The sequence below is a fragment of the Acinetobacter sp. AB03 genome (genome assembly GCF_058107045.1).
In genome coordinates this window covers 19,261-34,452 of the sequence record NZ_JBUEBA010000039.1, presented here as the reverse complement: position 1 = coordinate 34,452, position 15,192 = coordinate 19,261, and the positions used below count along the sequence as shown (strand labels likewise).

Sequence of the window (15,192 nt, the reverse complement as noted above, 5' to 3'; positions counted from 1 at the left end):
TTAACGCCCCAATGTTTGATCATTGTCATGATCGTTTCTACGTGCGACTTCTAAATCTATATGCTTATCAAGGTCACTCAAAAATTGAGATGTCGTATTTTTCTCAAGCTTTACTTGGTCTAAGTAGTTTTTAGTATTGAGATTCAAACCATCTTGGAGCGCTTCTAAGCGTAGGCCAGTTTTATCAAAATCAGCCTCAAGGATCTGATTCACTTCTTTGATTTTGTCCATGTCTTGCTGTTCTAGACGGTGTAACTTCACATCTTCATGAATCGCAGCGATATAGTGATCGGTTAAGATCTCTTGCTTTAAGTGCTGAAGCGCAATTTCCACGTTTCCTGTTTCAGCAATCACGGCGTTGAAGCTGTCAAAGATTTGACCTGTTTCAGCCGAGTTTCTAAATTCAACAATACGAGGCTCAACACTATTAAGGTTTACAAACTTGGCATCACCATACGCAGTAGGTAGTACTAGATGATCATCCATACATTCAAAAAGTTGCTTATATTCAGCATTCATAAGATTTGATGCTGCTTGAAGCTTTAAATCTTGTTGTAACGTGTCTAGGCGTTGGTTGAGATGTAGAAAGCTTTGAACATACATCTCGTTTTGAGAGTTTTCAGGCGCAACAACGGTTGAGGCCATACCTTTAACAACATTTTTCAGTTGCGTATTTTGAATCTGATCAGCAATTTGATTAAGCGCGTTAATGTGATCGGCTTTCACAAGGTTATTGTTTTTCAGTTGTTCAATAAATTGATTTTGTTCAATCACTTTTTCACTTTCCTTTTCGCTGAATAACGAATCTTTAATTTGTTGTTTCACCTGGTCCAAGTTAGAGAAGAGGTGAAGTACTTCTTGTTCATTGCTGTTATTGACTGCATTTAGCAATGTAACAAACACATCATGGCTGATTAGTTGTTGCTGATTATTTTCCGCATTCTGAAATTCAGCAATTTGGCTACGGCTAATGACTTCAACACCAACATCATTGATATAGCTTGCACCAATCGGGGAGAGTTGATTATCTGGAGCTTTTACGGCGTAGTACTCGCCTGATTTGCCATCATCTTTGGCGCATAGACCAATATATGTATTGCCATCTTGCGTAATGATTTTTGAACCGATGCTATTGAGTGCTGCAGAGGGTTGTAACGTACTCAAGGTTTGAATCAATTCTTTTTCGCGATTTTGATGAATTGCATTACTTACTGCTTGGTAAACTTCAGGATCTAAATAAGTCACCTGATTGGCAGATTCTTCATTGAGCGCCGTGACAGTATTCCACTCTAAAATATCTTTACGCGGTATCGTTGTAATACCGGCATTAATAATATCTTCCGTGGTAATTTGACGATCAAGGTTGGTAATGGCCACGGCGTTGTATTCGGGTGCAATTGATTTATGACCTTCCGAATCTGAAGTCAGTACCACGAATTGACCGTAATCCGTTTTCACCATAGCACCTACAACACTGAGCTTGCCTTCCAAAATCATTTTTGAAAGTTCAAGTTCACGTTCGGCAGATCTGGCGTAAGTATTAGTCTGTTCTGCAGTATTGTTGATGGTATCGGCTTTGAGCTTGTCTAAGTATTCGCTTGAAAATTTACCAAGCGCATTTAACTCGTCTATCGGCTCGACAGACTCCAGCTCATACAGTGGAACGGTAGAGGATTCATTCACGATGTCTTTAAGATAAAGCACATCTTTTTCAGTGATATTTTCGAGATCTTCAATCACCGAAAGAGGCACAACGATCGCACGTTTATCCAGATTATCGGAAGCTATATCCAAAACAACCATATTGGTTTGGGTTGTTTCATCTTCATAAACCATACCGACAAACTGTTCAATTTCAGCATTAGAAACATTGTTGTGACGGTCTTTAAAGAATGCTTCTAAGTCAGAATCATGATCAACATAAATACTGTCATAAGGGTTCATTGGTTTACCGTCATTGTTTTGGTCTTGGCTTTGCGGTGCTGATTGAGTTGCCGACTGTTCTGCAGTATTGCCTTTAAACTTACCCAAAAGGTTTGAAAGTTTAGATTTGGCTTTCTTTACTTGATCCGAAATCATTTGACCTGATTGATAGGCACGTTGAATAAACTGATCTTTGTATGAAGCTTTGGCTTCTTCAGTCATTTGTTCTGGATCTTGCCCTAATGGATATTCGGCACCAAGGAACATACGTGCTTGTTCTAAATACTGAGAACAAATGGGTTCAAAAAAGCGACCTTCAAACTCATGGATCTTTTCAGACTTAATGCCTTCGTGCAGTTCTTCAATTGAGAGAAACGTTACTTTGTCTTCAATCGTTTCTAAATAGAACGGCGTAATCGGGGTAGGTGCATCGCTACCTTCCACTTGAGGCGGTAAATCTGCTTCCTTAACCAGTTTGATAAATGGGGTAGAGGATTCAACACCTTCGACAGAATCCTTACCGACTACATCAATCACGATGTATTGTTCACCGTCAATGGCATAGACTTTAGCGACATTTAGATCGAATTCTTCTAAGGTAACGCCGTCACGGTCTTTATTCAGTTGAGTGGTATATGGATCGTTTAAAAGAGGCAACATTTGCTCTTTTGAGATCGGTTTTAAAATATCGGCATTCTTACCAGGTTCAGTCAATTTTGATTTATCGGCTGTATTGGCAAGCTGTTCGGGTTGTTGTGCGTCTGGATGGTTACTTTTAACGGTAACATCAGGATTGATTGGTTTATCCCAAATATTTTTCAGGTTATCAAGGCTTTTGTTCTTGTTGAACATGGCCATAATCGCTGCAATGATCAACTTGATTGTTTTCTTAACCAGTTCAATCATGACTGCAATCATTTTTGCACTGAGCGCAGCGAGTTCATCAGCGACCGTGCGTGGATGGCCGTGGCTATTTTCACGCGCTAAAGGAGGACGTTCGTTACCTTCCTCATTTCGCATATCCTTAAAGCTTTTAGAGGCAACGCTACTTGCAGCCAAACTTGCTTTGTCTTGTGGACCACCAGCAATGTTTAATGTGCTCTTTGGTGTACCTTTTGGTGCATTCGGATCAGCTGATTCAACATCTTCCTTTACTGTCTCTTTAGTCTTCTGATTTTCTTTATGTTCTTTCAAAAGTAGAGCAGCTTGTAACTGGTCGCTATGTTCACGGGTTTCTAATAACTGAATTACTTCCTTGGTTAACGTGTCCGTATTGAATTCAAGATAGTGAATCTCAAGTTGTTCAAGTCGAGCAGCTGTATGGTCGCTATTCACACGCCATTGATCCATGACGATAGTTTTTGGCACTAAGCCAAGTTCTTCAGCTTCAATCCCACGAATTAAGCAAAAGTCACGCACTTGGCGCATCAATGCGTTAATTTGGTTTTTATCGGTTAATTCACCTGAAAAATAGGTATTCGGTGCACCCGTAACTTCGTTGTAGATCTGCTGTTTTGCTTCACGCACGACTTGGTTTTGGTTAATCAAGCCTTCAATCGCGAATTGACGATTACTCAGGAAGTTGAGGGCATTTTCTTTAGTTGCACCCTTCAGGCTTAAACCATAGTAGGGCTGAGTGACAAAAGATTTTGTCTCAAAGTTAAAGAGGGTTTTTTCAGCCACTTGAACGGCTTCAAATGGATTCTCTTCTTTGGAAAGGAGGAAATCAGGATCATTGTCTGATAGGAATAATTTAGAGTCTGCAGTTGTATATACACGGTCTTCAACTGGCAATGAACTGTTATTTTCAGCAATATTGCCTAATCCTTGGTCCAGTGCGTTTTTAGTCTGGATTTTATTCAGATCCGCAATAAACTTAAGATCATCATCATTCTGCAGATCAAGCCCGATGTCTGCAAAGAATTCTAATTGACTGGCTGGATCTCTTTGCTCAAGTGCATCAAATACTTTACCAATCAGAACAGGATCAAGTTCAGCTAAATCATTGACAGTGACAGCGGAAAGATCAAACGTGTTTTCAGGAATGATGGACTGTTCATTCTCGTAGATCGGGTAGCTACTACGCTCATAATCACCTTCGTCAAAAAACATCGGTTCATCATCGTTCAACCGAGTATCTTCAAGAGGGGGAGCGTAATCATAATCTGGGTGCCCAGGAGGTACAGAGTTACCGCCCATAGGCTGATCATATTGATACCCATCATCTTGCATGACTGGCGGTTCTTCCATTAATGGAGGTTCAGATAGGGGATCTTTGGGATATGGTTCAGACTGGTATTGTTGCGATTGATCTTGTGCAACATTGTTTTGTTGTGGCGTAGGCTGGATGGATTGAAATTCCACGGCGTCCAAACTTAAATCATCCCACTGTTCCAGGCCCTCATTGAAAGTTAATGATTGGCCGTCTTGCAGTTGATCAAGTGTTTGCTCGTCAAAATTATCTTGTTTAGGGCTTTGGTCCATATTTGATCCTTATGACAGGTGGCCTTTCTGATTTTAAGAGTCCTTTTTAGAATCTGTATCAACATTCCAAATAAAGTCTTCTTTAAAGTCAGAATTAAAACCAGTTGTGATGTCTAATTCACTGTCAAAATCCACTAAATCTGAGTTATTAGAAGATTCCTCTAAGGGATTAGAGTTGCACATAAAATACCTGTATTTGTTTTTTAAAACGTCAATGTGATCGTCACAGATATGATACATGGTATATACGAACTAGACCACACGTAATTGTTATTCACGTATGGTCTGGTATATACCTTTTAAGGGAGGGTTTTAGAAAGATAATTGCTGGATTTCTTGATCGTTATCTAGGGTTTTACCCTCATGTAACTCAGCCTTATAAGCTGGTTCTTCTGGAGGATTAAGCATACGGTTAATTTCATTTAAAAAGTAACCATTACCATCAGGAAGTTTAGATTTTAAATCCAAAAAGGCAGCTTCAATTTTGGTTGTACTGTCCAGCTCGTCAACAAAGCGTTCAACATCCTTGAGATCAAGCGCAAATCTAAACTCATTACGGCCTGGCTCAGTAAAGTGGATGTTCAACGATTCATCTGTTTTACCGCCTTTAGGATCATGGAATACGTTGGTATTCGACATAAAACGATTGAACTGTTTTGCAACAGATTTCACCGTCACATTAAAGCAGTCTGAACCGTTGTAGTAGAACTCAATACTTGCTTTCTTGTACGGGAAATTAACCTTAGTACCCACATAGTTATTGCGGTTGAAATCAATGTTTACAGGCAATTGATTAAAGAAGTTCGCAATCTCTTTAACTTGCTTAAACGTCACTTGGTTTTCAAGAGAGCTTTCAAACAAGTCAGTTGGTGTATTTGATGGCAATAATAACGCACGGTTACGCATACCATCAGCATCGGTAAATATAACGGTTGAATGTCGTAGATCTAGTGAGCTGACAATCTTATGTGCCTTGAACATATTGCCCGTTAAGGTAATCGCTTGTCGTGTGACATCACCAGACGGCGCTTTTTCAAAATAGGTACGCGTATAACGGGAATAATTGTTTTGTTCAGTAAATAAGTTCACCAAGGGTTGACGATCCTCAACATGACGTCTATTCACATCAGCATAAGAATAAAATTCAGGATTGAAGCGTTTTAGGATAATACGTCCTTTTTCACTCACTGGAGCTACCCAATCCAAGTCTTGCTTGGCATTTTGCATGGTGTAATTGATCAGTGGAACTTTAAACGACTTCTTATCACCAGGGTAAACCAAATCAAGCTTAACCGCATTCGGTGTGATTGCACCTCCACGTAACGGCGGTAGGTCTAGACGTAGCAAAGCACCTGTTTTGTGATCTGGCGTCACTTCATCATCAAAAAGACTAGGTTTTGAGATAAGGAACAATAACCCATGCGCTGAATGACCTTCTTTTTCGTTCCTTTCCATAGAACGAGCCAAGAATTTTAGATCCTGAACAATTCGATACATGCGATCAAAGTTAGAGGTCAAAATAGGATCATTGGCAAGATAAACCGCTTCAGCTACTTTTTCAAAAGCATCTGCAGAGTGATCATCAGGTTTACGAAATTGAATATCATCAATGTGTTTTACATTGGCTTCAACAACACCGAAATGATCAAATACTTCGTGTCGATAATCACGAATCACTTCACCACGCATTTGCCCATTTTTGAAAAATAACTTTTGCTTAGCAAAGCCTTCATATTTTTGGTACATCAATGCCTCAAAGTTATAGGCATAGTGTAGTAGTCCGTGTACCGTTTCATTGATGTTTTCATTGATACGTTTAAATTGACGCACCAGATAATCATCACTTTCTTTGAACATGAGTTTTAGATTGTCAGCACGTAATGGCTCAACATGTTCAATGTATTGCAGACCTTCAAAACGCACAGGTAGATCAAAGGTATTGATCTTGGCTGCTTCTGTTTCTGAAGTCACGGTAAAGAAGTTGTCCTTCACTTCAAACTCACGGACTTTTTTAGCTTTCCAGTCTAAAAAGTTGGTCTTGAGAGGGTTACGACCCAACAAGTCTAATTCACGGATCTTATCGTTATAGTCAACAACCAAGTCTTGATAAACCTGTTCTTGCTGACTAATCGGCATCAAAATCAGTTTAGATAGCAACTGGTTCACATGATAGTTTTGCGCCGTGCGATATGATGGTCCTTTTTCATCATCCGAAATATCAATATCAAGTGTGTTCGCCAAGTTTACGTTATTTTTTAAATAGTCCAACGCTACCCGGTTGCCAATGTAGTTGAGCATGTCAGGATAATCGTTTTCGTTAAACTTGGTTTCTGAGTTGGCAGAGACGTTCGCTGATAGGGTAGACAGTTTACGAATCATCATTAAGTGCATACGTGTTTCTGCTGGAATACCCGAATCTACTGTCGTCATAATCGGATGTGATTCTTCACCACGGCGACCCACACGACCGATCATCTGAATCGTATCGGTAGAGTTCTCAGGTTTTTGCAAGAAAAACAACTCACGTTGGCGCAAGTGATCCGATGGAATTGTAGGATCAGGGTTTTTGGCTGCATGTAGAGAAATACCCGTACAACCAGAGCGAGTCACAATAACAACATCGATTTCACCAGATTGGAATTTTGATTGAACCAAAATCTTACCTTGTGTCGTATTGTTCTCTTGTTTATTAACCTTCCATTTGCCGTCTCTTGTTTCCGTTAAGTGGATCTGACGGCCAGAGATTTCATCAATCTTGAAGCCAGCTTTTGTCACCTTGTTACGTAGTACGTCCAAAGGCATCAAAGGTAGGTCAGGGAACTTTTGAATCTTTTCTTTGATACGATCCAAAATGATTTTATACGGACTTACCACTGGATCGCCGTTTTCATTAAATGTCACTTCCGTACTGAGCTTCTTAACGAACGAGTTACCGTAGTTATCTTCAGCTTTCACCACATCGATGCGATCTAACATCACTTCAAGCAAGTCACGGAATTGTGGGAGTTCATCTAAAACAGAAATTTGACTTTGCAGATAGCTACCGCGCTTATCTTCAAGCTTAGTCAATTCCTTTTGAATATTTTTCGCTGCTTTTTCATCGCCAGCGTCACGGTTTTCTTTGATCATGAGTTTTTGAAGCTCACTTTCAAGAAATTCAATTTCTGACGATACCGACTTGAAGTTATTAAACGCTTTTTCTTTTTCAGGCGAATCAGCGGTAACGTCTTGCGCCGTATCTGCTTTTAAAATCGCTTCCATGTGACTTTGCATCAAAATGTTGAATAGACTCTCACCCGTATTTTCCAAACCAATCACGGGCTTTCTACCCTCATGTAACGCCTGAATCACAGCATCACTTGTAGAGTCAGTTTTCAATGCCAATAGGAATTGCTTTTGGATCTGGTACATTCGAGATCCAAAGTTCATCACACTCAAACTTAAACGGTTTTTCGGATCGTCTGAATCCTGATGAAAGTCTAAATTGGCAACAGCATCATCATCATTGGCAATGTTTTCTAGCGCATCGAGGCGAATGTCTTTAGAAAATTTCACCATGTCCGTCAAGATGTCAGAAAGAACATCTGAGTAATTGTGAAATTTCTTAATTTCCTCTTCAGTTGGCACAAAGGTTTGAATGGTAATGTGCGAGAGATCTTGCTCTCTACGAATCATTGCAGAGCTATCTACCAAACCTTCAGAAATAAACTCCAAAATTGGACCATCTGCATTATCGATAACCTTTTGTAAGTCATTACGAGATACGGATCGAGGGAACAATTTATGGAAGAATTCAAGATTTTCAGGTTTCTTAATTGCCGATGCAGACAGGAAATTAATTAGGTTGGTCTGATCAATAACATCTAAGAAAAATTGACTTGTAGCTGATTTCAAGGATGCTGCACGGTGCGTTTCATCCATCACCAAAACAGTGTCTTGATTAATAAAACGAGTCAATAACGCACGTTTACGGTTTGGTCGGTTAAATTGGCTATACGTTGCCAATACCAAGTCATGTTGCGCTGGAATATCTTCAATTTCCTTAGGCAGATCTTGGCCAGTGAATAAAACCTCTTCAGTACCAAAGCGGTTAATCACAGCATCCGAGTTAAAGATAAACGGATCTTTAAAGAACTTGTCACTGTCTGTAGCAACAATATCACGCCAAATGTCGTTCAAGAGTTGCGTTGTATCTGTAAGGAAAACAGGGGGCTTTCCTCTTAACGCACTATATCGTAAACACGCAGCTGCAATACGACCTTTACCTAAACCCGTCTGGTCGCCAATAAGCACAGGTAAGTTTTGGTCAAAACGTAAAATGATATGGGCAACCGCATCGACCTGTTCACATGCAAAAGCGGACTTTAGTGCATCAAAATTGTCATATTGCAATTTCTTAGCGACATAGGCATCAACAAGAGTAGGGTAGTTACCATTATCGACTTCAGCTTGGAAATTGATACCCCCAAAACCTAATACATTTTGGATGTGTTTAGTCAATTGAGCATTTGCCTGATTAATCGCTTTAATCTGGTTTTTAGCCACTAAAGCAATTGGCTCAGATGCCATGGACATCGGTATATACTTAACTTGGTATATATTTTCCGGAGTTGGTTCTGTTGTGTTTTCAGCATTAGGAACAGGAACAATCGGCTGTAAATTTGATTGGTCAGATTCAACAGTCGGTTCTTCTTCTTTTTGCTCAGTACCGATCGCTAATTCAGAATTTAACTTAGCAATCTCTTCAGCAGTTAAACCCGGTTCCTGTTTTACTTGCTCTACCGCTGGTTCTTCAGCTGGTGTTTGTTCAGGTGTTTCACCCTCATTGGTCGCCGTGGTATCACCTACTTGAAGATTAACGTCATCGTCAAGGTCTTCATCCTGATTTTGGTTCTCGTGCGGATTCTTTACCTCAGGCACGAAATCATTGTCATTTTCATTTTCAAACGTTGGTGTAGCTTCAGTTGGTGTAGGTACATCATCATCTGAACTGGTTGTTTGCGTACTAACTTCAACGGTTCCGAAGTCAAAAGAAACTTTATTCGGTTTTGATTTAGGTTTACGACCAAACATCGGTTTTGGTTTGACAGCTTCCTCTTGCTTAATCTCTTCTTCTTTAGCGACCACGACTTCATCAAACATAGTGACTGCAGACGTAGGCGTTACACTTGATGCAATATCTTCAAGTGGCGAAACAGGCTGTTCATCACCTAGACTGGCAAACAAATCGTCATTTTCTTTTTCAACAGGCTTAACCTCAACAACAGGTTCAACCACTGGTGCTTGTTGCTCAACTGGAGTCGGAGTAGTTGGCTTGAAGTATAGATCCTTATTCGGATTCAAACGTTTATAGATTACGTTATTAGCCCATCCCCAAAGTTCGTCATAGTCCGTTATGACTTTCAACTTATCTGGTACCACAGAAGATTGGTAAGTTTGTAGTAACGCTTGTTCATTTTTACGATTGCCTACCACCAACATACGAACATTTTGATTAGCGCCGTTTCGTGCATATGCATTGCCGTGGATTTCTACAACCGCCTCAACTTCATAATGCTTATAGAGATAATTGAGTAAATTCTTTGATTTACGCTCAACCGTACCATCTGAAATCTGTTTATCTGAGCCAATAATGAAAACTGAACGCCCTTGATCGTTTCGTGCGTTTAGTGATTTAACCAGAATGGCATGGTCCAATTTATCCGTACTGAACCAGACGTTTTCTGATGGATCTACCAATAATGGGTTTGGATCTACGCCGTTACGCTGTTGAACCAAAATTGGTGCAACACGTTCTAATTTATCCATAGCACCAAAAGGAGGGTTGGCAATCACATAGTCAACTTTTTGCTTAAACGTTTGCTCAAAATCAATTTGTGTAGCATCTGCAGTAACAACCGTGCATTCATAATTTTGAGTCAGTGCTTTTGTACGTTCAGCACGTTTGGGATCTAACTCAACCGCATAGACAGAAGCATTACGCTCTTGGGTTAATAAACCGATTAAAGATCCATTACCCACAGTTGGCTCGAGCACGGAAAAGTTTTGTTTTGTTCGGTTATCACCCTCAATCAATAAGCGCTGAGCCACAAGTGACATCGGGATTGGAGTCGAATATTGCTGTAACATACGAATCGTATTGTTTCGCATGGTCTTAGTCGGCATGCGATTGTATAACGCTAAACTCGTTTTAAATGAGCTCTCAGTAAAATCAAGCTCACCTAACTTTTCGACCATCACTGTTTCAAGCGCTTCTTCTGCAGTATGGATCTGTTTATCTGTTACCTTGGATACATCAACGTCAGCATTTTTGGCTTGCGTGATTAGAGCTAAAAACTTTAAAAAGTCCTGGTGATTATGGCTCTTTGTTTCATGTTCTAATTGATAGATATAGCCTCTTAAGCATTCTTTTAAATCTTTTTGCTTGGTCGCACGTAAGTACAGACTAGACGGCTGATCATTAGGACCTTCAGGTATTTGCGTACCTTGGGCATTCACGTAAAAACGGTTATGAGCTGAAGCATAGATTTTGTTGCCATCAGAGTTATAACCGAGTGGAGTTGCACTATTCAACGCAACGTTCAATCGTTGTGGCACCAATGTTTTTGCTTGGGCATTGAACAAATCATGCAATTCTTGGCGAGTCGCAAGCACACTACGGATAAATTCTTTTGGAATACCCAAAACTTCATGAAACAGTCTTGGTTTGATCGTTTCATTCAAATTGTATTGATACAAGTGACCGTCAAAGTGAGGATAAGCCTCAAACTTCATCGGTGTAAAACCAATGTTATTCAAATTTTCTTTAGATAGTTTTTTTTGAACGTCCAATAAGAGTAATTGGCTATCCGTCTGGCCAACACGCCGTACATCGAGATATACACCAGCTTGTGATAAGTCGATCCATTTAATTTTTTCGTTTAAATCATGAGTAGTCATAGCGAACCTGAAGAAGAATTATTAAATTTGATTAAAAAGTCATGTCGTTATAGACATCAGAAGTCGCAGCCTTTTCTTGGCTTTTCTTAACATCCATTTCTGGCTGTCTGACTTTCATCATTAACTCTTGTGGATCAGGTAAAAGATCGTGGTTGAAGTTCTTAGATAACGGACTATCGATTGAAGCTTTATGTTGCTGTACATGCTCTACCGTAATTTCTGAAAAGTTCAACGCATTCATACGGGTTTGAGTAAGTTCAACAGGCTCGATAAACGAGACAAAACAATTATTCGAGTTCCGTTGGTGTGGTTGAATAACAATAAACGCTTCAGCAAATTGCTGTTTTGCATGCGTCAATTTATTCATGGTCTGACGATCAACTTGACTTAAAAATTGAGGATTTAAGTCGTGCGGTTTTGGATTGCCGTAGTCATCGGTAAATTGATTCACTAGGGGAGGTGCACCAACACCACGAACACCCTCACCAGTACGTAAATCTATTTCTGGATCTACCTTGCGAAAACCAGCGTGAGGCGTTTTATTGTTGAAAAATTTCTTTAAGAACGTGTCTTTGTAAAGCGCACCTAGTTGTAGTTGTTGGCCATGATAAACCTCAGGCAGTAATTTTTGACTCACCAAGCCAGCGTAAAGACGTTTTAAATTTTGATTTTTTTCTTTGTCTACATCTTCATTGTAGAACACTTTAATTTGTCGATCGCCAAGTAATGCAAACAGGGCAATACGGGCCTGGTCCATAACATAAACGTTCTGAGCCTGTTTATCGAACTGGTCTTTTTCATGCTGGTTGGATGGTACAAAATTTGGATCAAAAGTTGCGGTGTGAAAGTCATTGCCGTTCAAAATATCTTTGATACTTTCAATCGGATCTTTAGCAACCCGATAAGACTTTTTAGTTTTATCAATACCGCCACGTTGCATCAACGGATCTGGCTTAGCGAATTGCTTAACACTTTCACGATCAGCACTGTCATAGGTTGGAATCAATGGGATTGTAGTTAATACAGAACCAGACTCATAGCGCACAACAATTTTTGAAAATGGAATGCGCTCAGGTTGGTTGTCAGTACTATTCGATAAAGATTTAACAAGAAGCTGTAAATTATTTTTAATAATAGCGTTATGAAGTGCTGGAGAATTAATTTTTACATTGGGCACTTGCATATGTGCTGCATCTTCAATGATTTGAGCTTTAACAAAGAAATCGCCGTTTTTTTGTTGATGCACATTGATAGAAGTGACTGCTTTGATTAATTGTGAATTCGGGTTGTTACTCATTACGTTGCACCACTGAGCAACATAAGTTTTATAACCGTCAAGAGATTCGTAGGGTGAGTCAACACATTTGTCAAAACAGATAATTCGACCACGGTTAGCACCGCGATTATGTGTGTCTAATGAAGTACGTTGGTTACGTCCAGAATCAAATTTTGCGTGGACTTCATCTACTGAAACATTCTCAGTATGATGCTTGTTGAGTTTATTAATGATCTTCGTGAATTCTTCAGATGAACTCATTCGTATGCGAACTGGTTCATTGGTAGACATATCAAAGCCGTATGCATACAGCTCGTCTTGTTCATCATGTTTGTAAAATTGATCTACAGTCATGACGATACGTTTAATCGTATTATCACTTTTACTCATTTCTTAAATTCCACGCTTTATATTTTTGATTGCTGGTCATTGACTCAAGCTATTTATAAAATACTACAAAACCTCATTGGTATATACTAAGGAGGCAAATAAAAAATTAAAAAATATATTAAAAAGTTTAAGAGTAAATTTTTAAAAAGAAATTTTTTGTTTATTATCTTTCTAATTAAGGGAAGTTAATTAGGGACATTTTTTATGCTTATTTTTCATGATATTACAGGATTAGTACGGAAAAACACAAATGGTACGAGCGAAAATCAAATTCATTTGAGCGCAAATTGAATTTGAATTTTTAGAAAATAAGGCGTTTTTAGCTGGTTTTTGATGTTTTTATCCACTTTCCTATTAAATTCTATCCACAAATTAAGTTCTTGTATATTAGAATGAATTTAAAAATATGAGTAAAATATTGTTCATTTTTTAGCTTTTTGCAATATTGGAAATTTGCAAACTAGCAAGTGTTGTAAGTCGCTGTTTATAATAAAATTAAATAGAATAAAAAATACTTCCAGCGCAAATTAAATTCATTTGAGCGCAAATTAAATTCAAAACGTTGCGGATAACTTCTCCAATTTCCTGAGAGCCTTGATAATAAAGACTTTCAGATTTTATGAGGAATAGCCCTTATATATGACCCAACGATCGCTATTTAGCTTGTTTTACGACAAATCAATAACTTACGCCATTAGGACGGAAGAAAGTTTACAACCCATTTATAAAAAACTTTCGCTGAGTTCAGACTATAACAGAAAATCAATGAGTTACGCCATTAGGACGGAAGAAAGTTTACATCCACTTATAAAAAACTTTCGCTCGTATTTTGACACAACTATAAATCAATAACTTACGTCATTAGGACGGAAGAAAGTTTACAACCCATTTATAAAAAACTTTCGCTGGAAGTTAGGTACAGCCAAAAAGTTATAACCTAACCTTAAAACATACTAAACATACTATCTATGATAGTTGAGCTATTGGATCTGGACAAAAAAGTAAAATCAATAACTTACGCTATTAGGACGGAAGAAAGTTTACAACCCATTTATAAAAAACTTTCGCTCGTATTTTGGCACCACTATAAATCAACAACTTACATCATTAGGACGGAAGAAAGTTTACACCCACTTATAAAAAACTTTCGCTCGAAATTTGCCAGCAATATAAATCAACAACTTACATCATTAGGACGGAAGAAAGTTTAAAACCCATTTATAAAAAACTTTCGCTCGAAATTTGCCAGCACTATAAATCAACAACTTACATCATTAGGACGGAAGAAAGTTTACAACCCATTTATAAAAAAGTTTCGCTCGAAATTTGCCAGCACTATAAATCAACAACTTACATCATTAGGACGGAAGAAAGTTTACAACCCATTTATAAAAAAGTTTCGCTCGTATTTTGGCACCACTATAAAACAATAACTTACGTCATTAGGACGGAAGAAAGTTTACAAACCATTTATAAAAAAGTTTCGCTGGGTGCCTATCTTGAGCACATATTTATTTGATCAAGTATTACATTGGTTAACTTACATTGTAATTGTGAATATTACTCATATAAGGCACTGTTTTTCATAGTCTTATTTATTAAGAAATTACTGTTAAAAATGCTTTTAATCGTAGTCTAATTAACGAATTGATGCTATAATGTCTACTCAGAATGCCTATGGGAATTCGAGATATGCAATATCAATCATTTAGTCTTAGACATCAAAAAATACTCATTGACTTCAATGTGTTTAGCTCTGGCTCGTCTGATATTTTGCTAAAAGGTGTTTTATCTGCCGAATTGCTTATTCTAGTTGATAATTTAAATGCATTTTATTCTGCAGAAGACGGTAGATACGTTGTATCAGCTGAAAAAGTTAACCACGTTACAGGTCTAGATTTTAATAAGAAAACTATCAACCAGATCATGCGTGAAGCTTGTGATTTATCATTTATGATTGATACAGATGCGAAGCAAGCTGCAGCACCTATGATTGACGAAATTCAAATCTTATCAAGTGGCGATATTACTTTTAAACTCACTAAAAGCTTTGATTTTTTTAGAAATTCTCTTAGTTTTAAAAGCATATATGAGAAGCTACCATACAGGTTCACTACTTCTAAACTAGAGTTACCGCAGATCGGTCAACAAATAATGTTAATTGCGTAATTAAGCCTCTG

General features: G+C 38.4%; 4 protein-coding genes. 1 reads left to right on the top strand and 3 read right to left on the bottom strand.

Features of this window, described 5'->3' with window-relative positions; translation table 11 throughout:
• The 3 genes from ACY3FQ_RS17580 to ACY3FQ_RS17570 all read right to left on the bottom strand — a co-directional run bounded on the left by ACY3FQ_RS17580 (position 1) and on the right by ACY3FQ_RS17570 (position 13,012).
• Positions 1–4,407: a hypothetical protein gene (locus ACY3FQ_RS17580; RefSeq protein ID WP_489774551.1), complete on the bottom strand. Its 4,407-nt coding sequence runs from the start codon at positions 4,405–4,407 to the stop codon at positions 1–3.
• Between the two features lie 312 nt (positions 4,408–4,719).
• On the bottom strand, positions 4,720–11,346 hold the full coding sequence (locus tag ACY3FQ_RS17575; RefSeq protein WP_489774550.1) for a strawberry notch C-terminal domain-containing protein: 6,627 nt from the start codon (positions 11,344–11,346) through the stop codon (positions 4,720–4,722).
• A 31-nt stretch (positions 11,347–11,377) separates the two neighbouring features.
• Entirely contained in the window at positions 11,378–13,012 is a 1,635-nt protein-coding gene (locus ACY3FQ_RS17570; RefSeq protein WP_005005782.1) for a hypothetical protein, read from the bottom strand.
• 1,692 nt (positions 13,013–14,704) lie between these two features.
• On the opposite strand from ACY3FQ_RS17570, the gene ACY3FQ_RS17565 reads away from it, so the two are divergent.
• Positions 14,705–15,181 carry a hypothetical protein gene (locus tag ACY3FQ_RS17565; protein ID WP_005005780.1) on the top strand — a complete coding sequence of 159 codons (477 nt, stop codon included), beginning with the start codon at positions 14,705–14,707 and terminating at the stop codon, positions 15,179–15,181.
• Positions 15,182–15,192: the final 11 nt, after the last annotated feature.

Coding starts and splice junctions, on each gene's coding strand:
- ACY3FQ_RS17580 (WP_489774551.1), bottom strand. CDS start 4,407: ATGGACCAAAGCCCTAAACAAGATAATTTTGACGAGCAAACACTTGAT.
- ACY3FQ_RS17575 (WP_489774550.1), bottom strand. CDS start 11,346: ATGACTACTCATGATTTAAACGAAAAAATTAAATGGATCGACTTATCA.
- ACY3FQ_RS17570 (WP_005005782.1), bottom strand. CDS start 13,012: ATGAGTAAAAGTGATAATACGATTAAACGTATCGTCATGACTGTAGAT.
- ACY3FQ_RS17565 (WP_005005780.1), top strand. CDS start 14,705: ATGCAATATCAATCATTTAGTCTTAGACATCAAAAAATACTCATTGAC.